Origin of the sequence: Streptomyces cadmiisoli (assembly GCF_003261055.1) — a bacterium.
Taxonomy (GTDB): domain Bacteria; phylum Actinomycetota; class Actinomycetes; order Streptomycetales; family Streptomycetaceae; genus Streptomyces; species Streptomyces cadmiisoli.
In genome coordinates this window covers 8,967,636-8,982,401 of record NZ_CP030073.1, presented here as the reverse complement: position 1 = coordinate 8,982,401, position 14,766 = coordinate 8,967,636, and the positions used below count along the sequence as shown (strand labels likewise).

Genomic DNA, 14,766 nt, shown 5'->3' with positions numbered 1-14,766 from the left:
AGCGAGTGCTTCGTGCGCCCCGGAAGGGCCGGGCACCGCGCTCAATCCTCCATCTCCCAGATGCCGAAGGGGAGTTCGTCGCCGAAGTTCCACAATCTGCTGTCCGGGCCGGTCAGCATCTGCTCCAGTTCGGGCATCCAGTCGCGCAGCGCCTGGTGCGTCGACGGCCGCCAGGCCCAAAGGAAGTCGATCATGTCGTCCGGGAGCATCTCGAGCTTCCGGTCGTCGTCCACGCGGAGCTCCATGAACCGGTCGTGGGCGTCCGTGTCGCCAGTCTGCTGGAACCACATCACGGCGTTGATGGCCAGCATCTGCCCGACGTACTCGATGAGCGCGAGCAGGTTCTGCGGTGACGGCTCCTTGCCCACGGCAAACAGGACGCCGTGGTAGAAATCGGGAAAAAGCGGGGGGATGTCTCGGGGTTCGGCACTACGCAAAGGGACGGGTGATGTCCGCACCCCCCTGGCCTCACTGTCACGGCTCCGCCCCGGCGAGACCGGCGACATCGTCTTGCGCACAGCGGCCACCACCAGCCACACCAATCCACCGAGAACGAGCAGCAAGAAGAACTCCATCGCCTATCCCCCCGTGCGACGGCCATCACGATTTCACCACTATGACGCACAACAAGCCTTAGACATACCCAACTTCAACAAAGTTCTGTCAATGCGTCAAAAGGGGTCCATTAAAGTCAAATGATTCCACACAGAGACGCATCAGCGGACGAGGCGACGGCCGGGATCGCAGAGTGACGGCCACATCGGCCGATCAACCTGCGGCGCCCTGGAGCATCAACGTCCCAACCGGCAGACAGGCCGTGACGTCGCTGACGAACGCGGCCGTCGCCCGGCCGATGTCCGTCTCCGAGTCACACATCCGTGCCAACGGGACGCCGCCCACTGCATGTTCAGCCTCCTCCGGATGGTCAGCGAAGTGCGCCTCGGCCGCGGGGCTCAGCACGGCCGGGCACACGACGTCCACTCGGATCCCGTACGCGCCCCACTCCCGCGCCGCCACCCGCGTCAGCCCTCGGGCAGCCTCCCGCAGCGCTCCGTGCAGCTGCCCGGCCGCATCGGAGACGCGGCCGGATCACCCACTTCGTAGTCGAGCGTCTAAACCACCCGACGATCTCGGCTCACGTTGACTTGTTCGAACAGGAGCTGTGTCATGTGTCTTTCGCTGGTCCCTCGCCGGCGGGAACAGCCCAGTGCGCGGGCGGGCGCGGGCGGCGTGGGGCCGTGACCGTGGCGCCGGCGTCTCCACGGAGTCACGTGGTGGCCGCGTCGGAGACGGTGGTACTCGTACTGGGCGAGGATTCACGGAGCGCCACCCGGTTCATCTTCCGAGGCCCAAAGACCGCAACGGACTGCACCGCATCCATCGGAGGCACGCGTGCCTGACGACACCGAACAGGCGATCCCAGCCGTCCCGAGTCCGGCGACAGGAGATGAACAGCGGGAGCACCACATGCACCTGCTCCCGCGGTACTACCGCCAAGTGGAAGCGGGCCGCAAGACGATCGAAGTGAGGGTGGCCACCCCGCAGAAGCGCGACATCGCACCCGGCGAAGCGGTCGTCTTCCACAACCGCGACAACGGCCGGAAACTCGACGTCATCGTGCGGCGGATCACCCCATACCCCTCCTTCGAGGATCTGCTCGGCTCGGAGGATCCCGCGCGCATCGACCCGAACGGGCCGCCCGGAGAGCTGCTCGCCAGCCTCCGGAGCATCTACCCGCCGGCCAAGGAAGCTCTCGGCGTCCTCGCCCTCGAATTCGACCACCGCCCTGCACGGCCGGGCCGCCTCATGCCGATGACGCCCACGCAGTATGCGCAGACCGTCCCCCACCACACGGTGTACGGCTGCCTGTATGTCCGAGACGAGCGTGACCGGCCGGTCCAACTGCGCTCGGTCTACGGCTCGCGCCTCTGGCAGTTGCCGGGCGGCAACCTGGACACTCAAGGAGAGGACCCGTTGCAGACCGCGCGCCGCGAAGCGTTCGAAGAGACCGGCCTCGACCTCGGACAGAACACACCGAGGCTCCTCCTGACGCACTTCCTGCACGCTGGGTCCCGCCTGCCGCTGAACAAGGTGGGACTCATCTTCGATGGAGGACGGCTGACCGCGAACCAACTCGACCGGGTCCGACTCGATCCCGCCGAGCACGACATGTGGGCAATCCACGACCTCGCCACCTGGCAGGAGCTGATGACGCCGCGGGCCTACGCCCGTCTCGACGCCATCGAACGAGCCCGGCGCGGCGAAGGCCCCGCCTACCTCATCACGCACACCTGAGCCCCAACACATCCGTCCAGGAGGCATCGTGCGCGTCGAGGACATCAACACCCAAGCCTGGAAGGTCTACGGCCAGCGCCAACTGGCCCGCGCCTACATGCCGCCCATTCCAGAACAGCTGACCTGGGGGGCACCTCGCACACGTCACCACCGAGCGTGTGGTTGGATCCCGCCGAGTAAACCTTCACGAGGCTCGGGAGAACACGATGGCTTGCCGTGCAGTGCTCTTCGCCCTGGACGCCGTCGACGCTGAACGTCTGCTGGCCGCCCAGGACGACGACGAGGTCATGAAACTCGTTGAGAATATCGAAGAACGCTGGGAGCTCGACCAACTCTGCGAACTCGACAAGTCCTGGGACGCGCTGCACCGCTGCCTGACGGACGGCGGCCTGGCCTACGACAACGGAGACTTCCCACAGTCCCACGTCATCCTCGGAGGACGGCTGCTGCATGACGGCGACGACTACATCGTCTCCTACGTCAACCCGGACCAAGTCCGTGAGATCGCGAAAGCCCTGGGACCCCTCGATGAGCAGTGGCTGCGGGACCGATTCACCACCCTCACCTTCGAGGACTACCAAGGAAATGGCGACGCAGAGGACGTCGCCTACACCCTGGCCTCCCTGCCTGGGCTCAAGGATTTCTACCGGACGGCAGCGCAGGACGGCCGAGCAGCGATCTTCACCGTTGACCAGTAGACCGGAACTGCCTCGAACCGGACTCCGGTGCCATTCCAGGCCGAAACCGGCACCCTTTCAGCCATCCGATGGGGGCCGACTCAGACCGGAAATAAGGGGTCAATTCGAGGTCCTGACTCTCTCCGAGAGGCGTGCACCGTGGGTGACAGTTGGAGGCCATCCTGGCCGTCGGGAAATAGCCTGAAATTCATCAGTGGCGACCTCGGACGGGCTCAGAGTTCGAGTCCGCGAAGGAGACGGTGCTCCGGCTGGAAGAACTGCTCTTTCCGTCGGCCGCGGATATCGCGGTGCCGCTGGCCTCACGCTGCCCTGGAGCTCCGGCGTCGTCAAAGGCCATGTCAACCGGGTCAAAAAGCCCCACCGCCAGATGTTCGGCCGGGCAGGCTTCGATCTCCTACCAAGCGTGTCCTCCTGTCCACATGGGACGACGCTGGCGAACCTGCAACGGGTGCTGGCAGACGGGGCTCAGCCTGCCACGTGCCGGGTGAGTTCACGTGACTTCTGTTGCAGTACCGCTGTCCACTCCTTCGCATGGGGATCCGAAGCCGTCTTGAGATAGCCGTTCTCGGCGAGCTCGGCAGCCTGCCAGTCCACCTGGATGTCCGCCTTCTCAGCCAAGGCCAGCACCGTGGCAACGAACCCTTCGGACAGGGTGACCATGACGGCGTGTCTGGTATTGCTATGCCAGGCGAGCAGAGCGTCGACAAACACTGCGAACGCGATGGGGTCGATCTGACACTCGTCCGCTTCCATGGAGCCGATGCCGGATGGCAGGCCCACTTCGGCTTGATAGACGGTGGCATGGCTCATGAACAGCCGGGACGCCCCGTTGGACGGGTTCCACAGAGTTCGGTCGCCCATTTTGTAGTACTGGCTCACGTCGGCCCCTCACTGCTGGTCATAGGGGCTCGATATTACGGTCAGTCAGCCCTCCACGGGTAGTTAGCCGGGCCCCACTTCGGGAAGCATCCGAGCAACCCGCAAGAATCGAACTACTCATGAATCGGTGACACTCGGAATCCAACCTCGACGTTCTGCGTTGTGCCTACAGCCGAAGCCTCTCGGCCGAGCCGATCACGGACTGTCGTGGCTGGAGCGTCGTCAAGGACAGCTGCAAGGTCCTCAAGGATGCTCACGAACTCATGAGTCGGGATCTCCACCGTGTACACCTGGTGCGCACGCCTGGGGCCGTTGAGGAGGTGTTCCTCACACCAGAACTCGCATGTGATGACCAAACGGTCCACGTTTCGGAACAGGTGGGTCGTCACGTTGTCGATCGCAGGCCCCCAGCGCAGCGCCTCAAACTGGCTGCGCAGCTATTAATCGGCCTCGGTCTCATCGTCGGCCCGTGCACAGAGCATGAGGCGCCGGTGCGTGGCTTCCGGAGGCAAGCCGGCGAACGGCAGAGGGGAGCCCCCCACCGGAACGCAGCCAAGCTGCCGTATCCAGCACATCACGGCGGAACTGCGGGACAAAAACCACGTTGTCGTCGCAGGTCAGCCAAACCCCGGCTGCCCACAGGTCCACTCGGCACAGCTGGTCCAGCTCGCCGACCTAAACGGCGAACTTGCACTTGTCTCCCAAAACCACGCTCACATCAGGACCGTCGCAGTTTCAGCCCTCACACAACCCAATACCTCGCTCGGCAACACCAGCTCGCGGACACCTTCATCAACCACCTCCAGCACCTATTCACCAACGCCGTCAGCGTCTACGACAGCCACTACCTCATCGCCACCGCCACCGCCATCACCGACGCTGTCCGCGCCGACCGCCCCGCCGCACGCCAGGTCGGCGTCCCCGTCGTCCCTTCACCCCGTAGCGTGTCTTCGCTACCGGACGCCGATGGTCAGTGGGAGCCCGCCCGCATCGCCTGGGGGCACCGTGCCCGCCAGCGACGCTGCAGGCTACCTGCCAGAGGCAGGCCCGCCCTGCTCACCCCCGAGCGATATGGCAGGCCTGCCTGTGGAATTGGGGCGGGGTGCCGATCCTGACGCCCCGCAGTAAGGCTCCCGACGCGACTGACCGCCAGGAACTCCGAGCGGTCGCCGGCGGCCTGCCACGGGCGACTGCCCTGAACGCACCGCTGTGCATCACACATCCTCGACACCTATCCCGTACCGACTGCTCCTCCGCTTCTTCTTGGCCGACTCGACATTGTGCGCGAGTCAAACAGGGAGTGGCAGTAGGTCGAGTCGGCCGGGATGCCCTCACCGGTCACTTCAGGTACAACTGACCGTTACGATCAAGAGCCAAGGCGCGGGCCTCCTCGATCAGTCGTTGTCGTAGTAGCTGCTTGTGCAGAATCCGAACCGCGTGCTGTTGTAGAGGTAGTCCATGCAGGCCCGCATGTAGTACTTGATGTTGTTGGCCTCCAGAGATCTGTAGCCAGTCGTCTTGGAACACGCGCTCCAGGTCGAATTGTTCGAGGAGCGCTCGACCCAGACACGCATGGATGCGCCCGACACATACCCCTGTGTGATGAGGGCGTGAGACCAGTCGCTGACACGCTCGTTCTTCAACTCCAGTTTGATGGTGGTCCCGCCCCCATCGGTGGGCGTGTACACCGGTCCGACAGTGCGGACGGTGGCGTACACCCCGACGTGAGCGCCGTCGCAGGTCAGCGCTTGTGCGGGAGTTGCAGTGAGCGTGACGAGCGGAACTGCGAGGACCGCCGAAGCGGCCATGCCGACAACACGACGCACGGACATATCAGACCTTGATTCTTCCGCTGTTGGATGGTGTGCATGATCTTGTGGCAGGTGCACAACACACGTCAAGGTACGTGACACATGTTGTGCACCCATCTGCGGAAAGGGTGGAGGTTGTCGCCGACCAGTCCCGGCGCCTTCTCGCCCGCGTGGGCGTCGGGCACGGTCGCCCTGGTCAACGAGGACGACCGTGCCGAGCTGGCGGTGCTGACCAAGTCGGCTGCCCCGGGGCAGTACTCGTCCACCCCCCAACACCCGTGCTGCCCGTTCAGGTACCGCTGGCGTGTGGATCAGCCGCGACAGTCTCGTTCGCCTGCCGGGCACGAGAGTTGCCTGCACTGCCTTGCGGCGGCCCAGCCGCCCGATGCTGCCGCGATTTCTCGGAGCCAGCTCCGTAGTTCAGTACTGACTTGCTGGTGGCGTTCTGTCAGGCCTGGGACTTTCTCAATGAACGTATAACGCAGGCAGGCGTTTTGACCTCGTTGGGGTGCAGCGCGGACCGGTAGGTGAAGGATTTCGGGGCGCCGGAGCTGCACAGCAGGTCGAGAAGTTCGATTCCTGCCCGAGTCCGCCATCCCCTACCTCAGCCTCCTGCCACTCATGCTCGTCATCACAGCGCCAGTGCAGACGTGGCGGCACTTCAACTACCCCGAGGAGGAGGAGGAGGCCAATGCGGGCGCCCGGAGATCCTAAAGTTTGCTGCGATGACCCTCGTCACCGGCGGCGACAACATCTGCGTCTGACTCCCCGTCTTCGCCACCGCCGACAACGGCAGCATGAGCGTGTACGCCGCGGTGTTCCTGACCCTGCTCGCCGTATAGACCGCCGCCGGCCGGTACACCGCCACCCGCCCCGTCATCGCCGAAGCTATTCTTCGTGGCCCCCAGGCCGGGCAGGGCTGCGACTACTCCTTCGAGGGCTGCGCCACGTTGTCCCAGGCCTGAGGACTGCGGTAGTGGTTCCGGTGTCCCGCGGCGAGCACGGACCGAAGTTCCGCGAGGAACGGGGTACCCGCCGGGAGTCGCAGTCGCTCAAGCAGGGCCAGTGCTGCCATCGGCTCGAGGTCGCCATAGACATCGTGATAGCCGGCCAGGAGGCCCTTGAACAGCGACCCGTGCAAGGCGGGCAACCGCACGGCGATGTCGTACGCCTTCTGTTTGACGGGCCATGGCACGGGGCCCGCGCAGGCCAGAACCCGCCCGGCGCGGCGGAGCGGGGCATCCGATTCCTCCGCCACGACGTGGCCGACGTCGTTCCCGAGCACCTCGGCAAATGCCGTCGCGGCGGTCTCGCGATCCTCGAACCAGTCGGCCCACAGCGAGTAGGTGACGGCATCGGCATCCCGATCCGCCTCCAGCCGTCGGCGATAGCCGTCCCAGAGCACGTCGGCGGGCAAAGGCCCCTGCGATCCCCGGTCCGCGAACCGGATCTCGCACGTCACCCAGTAGTCATCGAGGAGGTCCAGCAGCCCAAAAGCCAGCTGCACCTGCTCGGACACGTCCAAGCCCTCGTCGGTAAACACCTCTCCAGCCCAGGAGTGCGCGACCTCGTTGGCGGTGAGCGGCCGGTCCGGCCCCTCGACGTCGACCCACCCGTCACCCGCCTCGACAACGCCCCGCTCGGCGAGCCAACGCCGCGCATCCGCCATGGCTTGCGTCTCCATTTGAAGAGTATGACAAGAAGTGACGGCGTGTCTGATCATCATCAGTGACACCCGAACTCATCGACATCCGTCACATCGGCGGCACCCAAGCCGACTCTCGAAGTCGTGAACAATCAAATCCCGTTCTCCCACCCACCCAACCTGCTGAGGTGACCTGACCTACAGAAACAGCCTACGAGGCAGGACCTCCCCGCGATTCACCGCGACATCCGAACAGTCTCGCCAGTCGGCAAGACGGCGACTCACCCCGTGAACGTTGTCCCTGTCAGGATCAGCACCGGCCCCCCGACCAGCGCGGGCAGCACCGCACCGTCGCTTCGATACGTGAACATGGTGCGTACCTGGCTGTCCATCCGGGTGGAGTTGGTCTCCAGGCACGGTGGGGACTTGTGGCCTCGCCCCGGCCGGATCTTCGCCGCCGCGCGCTCGCATTCCTACGCCCAGTTCGCGACAGCTGTCGATCTCGCGTTTGCCCGCTGGGACCTGAATCACCTGCACCTGTTCACATTCTCCGGGGAACCTCCGCGACCAGTACGCACGCCGCTGGGACGGCGACGACGGCGAGACTCCCATGCCGAAGCGGCCCGCTCGCGGGCTCAGCGATCTACCGCCCATCCTGCCGTGGTGGGGCGGGCGCCGCAGCAGGTGAAGGACCGAAGCCCGCTCAGGGACGTCCTCATGCCGCTCCGCAGCCCGCTGCAGCGCGCTGGTCTAGCTCACGGTCTGTTCATTCACGCAGTGCGAACGACGCCCGCATTTGCCACATCGCGCCGTGATGCGCGATGAGGTCAACGGACGAAACCCGGGACGAGACGGGCAGTTTGCCGAGCAGATCAGCCTCAATCTCATCCAGCGCTGCATCGCCTTGACCGTCAGCGACGGTCAGGTGGGGCACGATCTCCGTGAACCGGCCCCCATAGGGAGGGGCCTCGGGCCACCAGTCGACGACCGCTTCAGTGAGCCGCCGCAGCAGGGCGTCTGGCTCAGGAGCAAGATAGAGCACCCCCGGGAACCGGCCGCAGCGCTCAAAATGTAGGTCGAAGATGTGATGGCTACCGAACGCATCAGCGAGCGACGAGGAGACATGCGTATCGATGCGGCTCTCGTCAAGGAACGGGAAGAGCACCGTGACATGCGCGGGCACCCCTGCCCGGGCTGACGAATCAAACCGCTCACGCCATACACGAACAGCCGGCTCCGCCTCCCGGACCCTGACGATCAACCCCGTCTGGCCGTCCCGAAACCCGTTGCCGTCGTCTGCCATGACACCGCATGCTGCCACCCAAGGGCCGACAACAGCACCCACCACGCTTCCGTGACCACGAGCGAACCGAGATACGCGGCACCCGCCAAGCGAGGAGCCGTCGACGCCGGAACATGACTGCCGCCCCCACGGAGATCCACACGGCCAAGGATCACCACAGGCCGCCGGAACCGATGACCAAGGGTCCGTCGGCTGCAGGGTTCCGGCTCCGCTTGCGTGGTACAGCCACGCGAAGTCAGAGAGCCAGTACTGAACTTGAATGCGTCATGCCAAAGGTGTCGCCGAGCCCACTCGGCGCCCGTCGTCCGGGATCAAGAACGTGTCTGCAACCAGTGGCGCGCGGCGGCCAGTGACACTGCGATGTCGTCGCTCCATGAACAGACTTCCAGCCACGACAGGTAGCCGCCCTGGGTGAAGACCAGGACCTCACCTGGGCACTCGCCGGCTTCGGTGACAAGCTGCACTTCGGCCGCCACGACCGTACCGGGGCCGGTGGGCGCAGGGTCCACCTTGCTCGCATCCAGCTCGAAGTAGGCGGTGCCACATCCGCATGTGCAGCGCGCTCGCACACTCAGGTGCGGCACCTGGCTTCGAAGTGCGATACGAACCGCGGTGTCCCCGTTCAGGACTGCGGCCAGCACGTCGGCAACGTCGTCAGGCAGGCTCTCGTTCACCCTCTCACCGTATTCCACCAGCGACTTCAGTCGTCATCTCATGCGGCTGGGATCGAAGATCCATTTGATTACAGAGAGGACAGATCTGCCCCCTTCTGTCGAAATCTCCTGGGTTTCAATGGACCCGACAGCGAGAGCGCTGATCCCCCGGTCAGGGACATAGCGCCGATCCGGTCGAGCCGCGAGCGTCAGCGACGCCGACCGGAAAAGTTCCACGCCGACTGCGCCCTCCTGCGGTGACGGCTGCGCGGGCGCGGCATCATCAGCCGTGTCGCCCGCAGGGAAATCGAGACCTCCATGCGATGGGGGTGCCACCACCGGACCGTCGAACGCACCATGGCCTGGCCCGCTTCGAGTGCGGAGCAATTCCAGTTTGGTCAGGGCTCCGCGAGCGCTGTCACCAGCGGGAGTGTCAGTGCCCGTCCGTATGATCACGGCATGTCTGATGCCTTCACCGTCCTGTGGACTCACGACACGTGCCGTGCCCTGCGCAAGGCGGGCCGCGTGGGCGAGCGACCGCCGGTCGCCTTCAGCGGCGCGCATTCTTCCTTGCCCGCGTGGTCGGGGGCTCGTGCGGGGGACGAGGTGTTCGCGCTGCACGTCAACCGGCGCGAGGTGTTCGTGGTGAGCCTGATGCGAGTGGTCGACATGCAGCGGCGCGACTGCTGCGGCCCGGCGCCGGGAACATGGGAGGACCCCGCGTATCCCGGGCACAACGACTGGTCGATGCTCGGTGCCGGTGGCTGCAGCGCCATGTCGGTGCACGTGGACGCAACGCCCGTGCGCTTCGATGTGCCCATACCCGGCGAACTGCTTGCGAGGCTCACATGGCGTAACCGCCGAGGTCAGACACGCGGTCTGAAGTACGTGATAGATGGCCGGCTCGAGAGATCGGCCAGCCTGCAGGGGTTCTACCGTCTGACCCCCGAGGCCGCTGACGAGTTGGCGGAGATCGTCGGCAGCCCCAACCCCTTGATACTGACGGGCGAGCGAGGCATCGGATCACACCCATTGCGGCCAACCCTCTCGTGAGCCCTGTCCCGTTTTCGTCTCCAGGCACGCCTGCCGCGCTTGTGTCGGGATAGTTGTGGGACACGAACAGAGCCGGGCTGCAGTCACTGCCGAAGGCGATGCGCGAGCGTTCGGTGTCCACCAAGAGCCCCATACAGCGCAGCCCGCCGCGGGTGCTGGACATGCTCCCGGGCTGCATGATCACGGCGCGTTCAGGCATGAAGACTCAAAGACGGAGTCGATGCGGGGCTTGCCGCCGAGCCGCATGGGCCGAGTCCTCTCCTCCCGGGCCGACGGTCAAGCAGTTTTGCCGACGGGGAACAACGCGAGACCGGTGCGGTAGGCGCGGGTTGCCGACGACGTCACGGTTGCACAGCGTTCCTCGCCGACGACCTGGAGCAGGCCGGGGATGCGCTCGCAGTGGCGGACGGCGTGCCGCATGCTCCGGCTGCCCACCATCCGAACCCGGTTCCCCGAACTGGCCGAATCCGCTGCCCTCGACCAGATGTCCTGGCGCGGCTTCCTGGCCGAATTGCTGATGGCCGAGTGCGACGACCGGGCGCGCCGCCGCTTCGAACGGCGCGTCAAGGCGGCGCAGTTCCAGCGAGAGAAGTAGCTGCGGTCCTTCGTTTTCGAGGCCAGCGGGAACATCGATGCAGCTGTCTTTCGCACCCTGGCGACCTGCGCGTGGGGCAAGAAGGGCTTGTCGCTCTGCCTGATCGGCGACTCGGGTACCACACAAGGCCCACCCGTTGATCGCGCTCGCCACCGAGGTCGCCACGGCCGGCTTCCGCTCCCGTCCACATACTTGCCACCAAGCCGGTCAACGAGTCCGTCGAGACTGCGGACAGAAGGATCCTGACCGAGGCCACCGCCCGACACAGACGCGTCGATCCCCTCCGCGTACACGAACTCGGCCGTACGAAGCTGGACCGCAGGGGCGCCGAACTGCTGTTCCAGGCGCTAACGGAAACGTGAGGACAAGAACAGCGTCGTCATCGCCTCCAACAAGTCTTTCGGCGGCCGGAGCAGCACGTTCACGGATCCGCGGCTCTGCGCGGCCATCGTCGACCGTCTCACCTTCGGCGGGAACATCATCGAGACCGGCGCCGAGTTCTTCCGGCTCGCCAGCACCAGGGCGGCCTGCGGGCAGGACGCCGCCGCGAACGGATCACTTCTGGCGCACCGCCGTGGCCGGCCCTTTCTCGCAGGCTTGAGTGTGCAGTCAGACGGCTCGTCTGGTTCTACAAGTCGGCCACGAGAAGTCTGTAGCCGGCATCGAGGGCTTCGCGGTCGAGCAGGTCGGCATGGCGCTGGTACCACCGGCCCGAGGACAGGTCGTCCGACAGCCGGGCCAAGCCCGGCTGGATGACTTCATCGCTGGTCTGGGCAAACAGCGAGATACCGGACCGCACTTCCGGGTCGAGGTATGCCTCGGGGCGGCGCCAGAAAGCGGCGAGGAATCCGTCGGTGCAGTCGTGCGGGACGGGCACAGTTTCGATGCGGGCGCCTGGCAGCAGTGCGGCCAAGCGGTCGACCGAGACGGCTCGCGTGTTGTCAAACACGGCTGCTTCGGGCAAGTACTCCTCCAACAGCCAGAACCTGTGGTTGATGTCCGGGTCGAAGGCCAGGACGACGATCCGCTGCCGGGCGATACGCAGAAGTTCGCCGATGCCCGCTTCCAGGTCGCTCCAGTGGTGCACGGTCAGCAGGGCCATTGCCGCATCGGCCGAGTCGTCGGCGAGTGGGATCGACTCCGCAGATGCTTCCAGGGCCGGTGCGGAACCGCCTGGGCGCTGGGCGATCATCACTGAGCTGGGTTCAACAGCCAGCACCGTGTGTGACGGCTCGTAGGAGCCGGTGCCGGCGCCTACATTGATCACAGTGGCGGCACCACCGAGGGCCCGATGAATCCTGGCGGCGATTCGGGGGTCCGGTCGCCGGGTGTCAGCGTAGGTCGCACCGATGCTGTCGTATATCGCCACACTGCACAGTATGCGTTTCCCGCCAACACCGGGAAGAGCTCGCAGCGTTGTCACTTCTCATCACAACTGGCGCCGGATCCCGCTGGGCTGCCCGTACGGCGTCACCACCCACGACCAGGGCCTCGTCATCTCGGAGGCCTGGCTGCTCCTGCCCGACATGTGATCAGGCATCATGGCCACCCGCGCACCGAGGTGCCCGGTCGGCCGACTCGACAGCTCACTCGCCGTGTGAACCACCCAGCAACAGCCCTCAAACGCCAACCCGCGAACTGCGGCCACACGACCAGTACACGTGATCGGAGAGAGGACTCATGGCATCGGATGACGACTACTGGTGGGTGATCTTCGCTGTCGCAGGGGCGGTAACGGTCGTACTCGGTGCGATCCTGCTCTCCGCGACCGCCGCCATCGCCCTCACCATCAACCTGATCAAACGCAGACGCAGACGCTGAGAACACCTCTGGGAGCAAGCCTCGACGGGATCGGCCCCCTGCCGAAGAACGCTGTCGGACAGCATGAAGCGACCGACTCGGATCAGCCGCAGTCTCGCGAAGCGACGGTCATCGATACTGCCTCGCTGCTCATACTGGAGGAACGGGCCGTCAGCGCAACCTCAATCAGCGGCGGAGCCCAGCCTGGGAGACGGCGAATTCGGCACCGGACGGAAAGGGGCTGGAGGGCCTCGGGTGTCCTGTCGCACCGAGCATGTCTGTGCCCCTCGGGTTGAGCTTGATGGATTCCCAGGTCCTGCGAGAACCCTCTGCTCGCCGTTCTCAGTGCAACTGGCTCTGCGGAATCGCGGAGGGCGCGAACCGGATGCGAGGGACTGCCCAGGGGGGGGAGGGGAGGTGGAGGCCTCCCGAGGCTGACATAGGCTCACGGATTGTGAATCAAACGGGTGAGGTTCGAAAGACGCGCTATCTGGTCCTTCACGACTATGGGATGGGGGGCTTGTGGTGGTGGGTGTGGGCTGAGTCCGCGCAGGAGATCGTTCGTGTCTGCGCCGAGGTCGAGGTGGTCACAGACCCGGAAGCCGTCGAACGCGCCACGGCAGGGGCCTTGGAGGAGGTCCACCTCGACGCGCCGGACCCGAACCCGTTGTCCAGTTTCCGCGAACGGCGGAGCGCCCAGCGCGGCCAGCCCGGTTTCGGCGTCCTGGCGGGACGGGACCGGGTGTACTTGCGCTGGCAGGAGGACGGCGACGAAGAGATCCTCCTGATGGAGCTCGGTCCGGACGGCCGGCGGTTGCGGCAAGTCGAGATCGGCTCGGACGGCGGTGCCGTCAAGACGAGCGTGGAGGACTGGCCGTTCAACCCGCCCTATGACCTGTACGACCCGCAGTATGCCTCCCTGGAAATCAGCTGCGACGATTTCGAGGAAGCATGGCACCGGGCTCGCCATGAGCCTCAATGGTGACCAGGGAGAGGGAGACATGCCCAACTGGCCGAAGCGCTGGTGGACGACCGCACTTCTATGCCTCGTGCTGTACGCAGGCGTTCCAGTCAACATGGGACGCATCGCGGAAGCCGTGACCAGCGCAACCGTCGGGTGGTGGGACGTCGTCTCCGGGGCGATTCAAATGATCGGGTTCGCCTGGGTCGCGATCACGATGACCCGTCGGGCAATCCGTCTGTACAAGGAGCAGCGCCGTACCGGCCGTGACGATCGGGACACAGTCCGGCAATAGGTCGGTGGAGTCACGACGGCCGAGTTGGAGGTTGTCTCTACTGGCGGGGCATGGGGAACTCGGGGGCGGCAGGCGGCCGCCCCCGAGCGTGTTGGTGCCGTCAAGGGTTGCTGTTCCGGGACTGGGACAGATAGGGGAGTGTCTGCCGTCGGTGGCCAGCGCGCTCGTAGACGCGGCGGGATCCTCCCAGGCGTACTCCAGCCAGACTGATCCGGCTCCCTGAGCGAACATCGCTTCGGTGAGCGGGGTGGTTACCGCGGCGGCGCCGCAGCCAGGGTTGGCGAGGCGGGAATCGATGCCGGACAGCTCTGCGGCGCCCTCGGCTGGCAGAAAGCAGGGCGCCCCGCCGACGATGCCACCGTGTGGGTCTCGGACGAAGCGCACCGTCCCACCGCTCTGCTTCATGCGGCGCAGTCGGGCCGCACCCTATGCGGAGGGCGTGACGACGCCACCCGCAAGCCTCGGCAAGCGCGGCATCGAGCTCGGCGAACTCTTCGTCCGAGGTCGGGCTGTCCACGCGCGGAAAGATGGCCCACCGTGCGCCCATCCCCCAGCCGGAGCCCGACCCGGCGTCGGCCGCCGCCCTCCAGGACGCCGTGACTGCCGCTGCCCGGCCAAGCCAGGAGCGGGACGGCGGCCACCGGTCGCGGCAGGCCCACGCACCGGAGTGATCTTGGACATCGGCTGATCGGGGCACCACCATCGCCGGCCATCGGCAGCCCGCCTGGGGTCGATCTGCGGCTTCACCGTTCTGCGGGCACCTCGCCTCGACGATGTA

The 14,766-nt window shown here is 65.7% G+C and carries 16 protein-coding genes and 1 pseudogene; 8 read left to right on the top strand and 9 right to left on the bottom strand.

Features of this window, described 5'->3' with window-relative positions:
* Positions 1-41: 41 nt before the first annotated feature.
* Together DN051_RS39410 and DN051_RS39405 are read right to left on the bottom strand one after the other, a co-directional pair.
* On the bottom strand, positions 42-575 hold the full coding sequence (locus tag DN051_RS39410; RefSeq protein WP_112441736.1) for a hypothetical protein: 534 nt from the start codon (positions 573-575) through the stop codon (positions 42-44).
* A gap of 193 nt (positions 576-768) precedes the next feature.
* Positions 769-1,017, bottom strand: coding sequence for an SDR family oxidoreductase (locus DN051_RS39405; RefSeq protein WP_246040776.1), 249 nt, complete (start codon positions 1,015-1,017; stop codon positions 769-771).
* A 450-nt stretch (positions 1,018-1,467) separates the two neighbouring features.
* Here DN051_RS39405 and DN051_RS39400 point away from each other — a divergent pair, with 450 nt between their 5' ends.
* On the top strand, positions 1,468-2,295 hold the full coding sequence (locus DN051_RS39400; RefSeq protein ID WP_112441731.1) for an NUDIX domain-containing protein: 828 nt from the start codon (positions 1,468-1,470) through the stop codon (positions 2,293-2,295).
* 206 nt (positions 2,296-2,501) lie between these two features.
* A complete protein-coding gene (locus DN051_RS39395; RefSeq protein WP_112441729.1) occupies positions 2,502-2,993 on the top strand; it encodes a YfbM family protein in 492 nt (163 codons plus the stop codon).
* Between the two features lie 465 nt (positions 2,994-3,458).
* Here the strand turns inward: DN051_RS39395 and DN051_RS39385 are convergent, their stop codons facing one another.
* The 5 genes from DN051_RS39385 to DN051_RS39355 form a co-directional block, all read right to left on the bottom strand.
* Positions 3,459-3,872 carry a DUF6086 family protein gene (locus DN051_RS39385; RefSeq protein ID WP_112441727.1) on the bottom strand — a complete coding sequence of 138 codons (414 nt, stop codon included), beginning with the start codon at positions 3,870-3,872 and terminating at the stop codon, positions 3,459-3,461.
* 1,394 nt (positions 3,873-5,266) lie between these two features.
* Complete coding sequence (locus DN051_RS39375; RefSeq protein WP_159054247.1) at positions 5,267-5,698, bottom strand: hypothetical protein; 432 nt, start codon at positions 5,696-5,698, stop codon at positions 5,267-5,269.
* A 910-nt stretch (positions 5,699-6,608) separates the two neighbouring features.
* A complete protein-coding gene (locus tag DN051_RS39370) occupies positions 6,609-7,367 on the bottom strand; it encodes a hypothetical protein (protein ID WP_112441725.1) in 759 nt (252 codons plus the stop codon).
* 727 nt (positions 7,368-8,094) lie between these two features.
* The gene (locus DN051_RS39360) at positions 8,095-8,631 is read right to left on the bottom strand and encodes a 2'-5' RNA ligase family protein (RefSeq protein WP_112441723.1); all 537 of its coding nucleotides are present in this window, start codon (positions 8,629-8,631) and stop codon (positions 8,095-8,097) included.
* A gap of 311 nt (positions 8,632-8,942) precedes the next feature.
* The gene (locus tag DN051_RS39355; RefSeq protein WP_112442840.1) at positions 8,943-9,305 is read right to left on the bottom strand and encodes a hypothetical protein; all 363 of its coding nucleotides are present in this window, start codon (positions 9,303-9,305) and stop codon (positions 8,943-8,945) included.
* Positions 9,306-9,743: 438 nt separating this feature from the next.
* Here DN051_RS39355 and DN051_RS39350 point away from each other — a divergent pair, with 438 nt between their 5' ends.
* The gene (locus DN051_RS39350) at positions 9,744-10,337 is read left to right on the top strand and encodes a hypothetical protein (RefSeq protein WP_112442838.1); all 594 of its coding nucleotides are present in this window, start codon (positions 9,744-9,746) and stop codon (positions 10,335-10,337) included.
* 276 nt (positions 10,338-10,613) lie between these two features.
* On the opposite strand, the gene DN051_RS45410 is transcribed toward DN051_RS39350, so the two are convergent.
* Positions 10,614-10,757, bottom strand: a complete 144-nt coding sequence (locus tag DN051_RS45410) for a hypothetical protein (RefSeq protein WP_162624714.1) — start codon at positions 10,755-10,757, stop codon at positions 10,614-10,616.
* Here DN051_RS45410 and DN051_RS39345 point away from each other — a divergent pair.
* Positions 10,726-11,481, top strand: a pseudogene (locus DN051_RS39345) (ATP-binding protein); the annotation flags it as partial. The gene DN051_RS45410 and the pseudogene DN051_RS39345 overlap by 32 nt on opposite strands.
* 79 nt (positions 11,482-11,560) lie before the next feature.
* Here DN051_RS39345 and DN051_RS39340 read toward each other — a convergent pair.
* On the bottom strand, positions 11,561-12,301 hold the full coding sequence (locus DN051_RS39340) for a class I SAM-dependent methyltransferase (RefSeq protein ID WP_053762707.1): 741 nt from the start codon (positions 12,299-12,301) through the stop codon (positions 11,561-11,563).
* 10 nt (positions 12,302-12,311) lie between these two features.
* Here DN051_RS39340 and DN051_RS45405 point away from each other — a divergent pair, with 10 nt between their 5' ends.
* The 4 genes from DN051_RS45405 to DN051_RS45395 all read left to right on the top strand — a co-directional run bounded on the left by DN051_RS45405 (position 12,312) and on the right by DN051_RS45395 (position 13,988).
* Complete coding sequence (locus tag DN051_RS45405; protein ID WP_159054246.1) at positions 12,312-12,464, top strand: hypothetical protein; 153 nt, start codon at positions 12,312-12,314, stop codon at positions 12,462-12,464.
* A gap of 148 nt (positions 12,465-12,612) precedes the next feature.
* A complete protein-coding gene (locus DN051_RS45400; RefSeq protein WP_159054245.1) occupies positions 12,613-12,753 on the top strand; it encodes a hypothetical protein in 141 nt (46 codons plus the stop codon).
* A gap of 433 nt (positions 12,754-13,186) precedes the next feature.
* Positions 13,187-13,717, top strand: a complete 531-nt coding sequence (locus tag DN051_RS39330; protein WP_246040775.1) for a hypothetical protein — start codon at positions 13,187-13,189, stop codon at positions 13,715-13,717.
* A gap of 16 nt (positions 13,718-13,733) precedes the next feature.
* Positions 13,734-13,988: a hypothetical protein gene (locus DN051_RS45395; RefSeq protein ID WP_162625104.1), complete on the top strand. Its 255-nt coding sequence runs from the start codon at positions 13,734-13,736 to the stop codon at positions 13,986-13,988.
* The last annotated feature ends 778 nt before the right edge of the window (positions 13,989-14,766 follow it).

Excerpts from the sequence above, each read along its gene's own strand:
- DN051_RS39410 (WP_112441736.1), bottom strand. The coding sequence starts at position 575 with ATGGAGTTCTTCTTGCTGCTCGTTCTCGGTGGATTGGTGTGGCTGGTG.
- DN051_RS39400 (WP_112441731.1), top strand. The coding sequence starts at position 1,468 with ATGCACCTGCTCCCGCGGTACTACCGCCAAGTGGAAGCGGGCCGCAAG.
- DN051_RS39395 (WP_112441729.1), top strand. The coding sequence starts at position 2,502 with ATGGCTTGCCGTGCAGTGCTCTTCGCCCTGGACGCCGTCGACGCTGAA.
- DN051_RS39370 (WP_112441725.1), bottom strand. The coding sequence starts at position 7,367 with ATGGAGACGCAAGCCATGGCGGATGCGCGGCGTTGGCTCGCCGAGCGG.
- DN051_RS39360 (WP_112441723.1), bottom strand. The coding sequence starts at position 8,631 with ATGGCAGACGACGGCAACGGGTTTCGGGACGGCCAGACGGGGTTGATC.
- DN051_RS39350 (WP_112442838.1), top strand. The coding sequence starts at position 9,744 with ATGTCTGATGCCTTCACCGTCCTGTGGACTCACGACACGTGCCGTGCC.
- DN051_RS45410 (WP_162624714.1), bottom strand. The coding sequence starts at position 10,757 with ATGCGGCACGCCGTCCGCCACTGCGAGCGCATCCCCGGCCTGCTCCAG.
- DN051_RS45405 (WP_159054246.1), top strand. The coding sequence starts at position 12,312 with ATGCGTTTCCCGCCAACACCGGGAAGAGCTCGCAGCGTTGTCACTTCT.
- DN051_RS45400 (WP_159054245.1), top strand. The coding sequence starts at position 12,613 with ATGGCATCGGATGACGACTACTGGTGGGTGATCTTCGCTGTCGCAGGG.
- DN051_RS45395 (WP_162625104.1), top strand. The coding sequence starts at position 13,734 with ATGCCCAACTGGCCGAAGCGCTGGTGGACGACCGCACTTCTATGCCTC.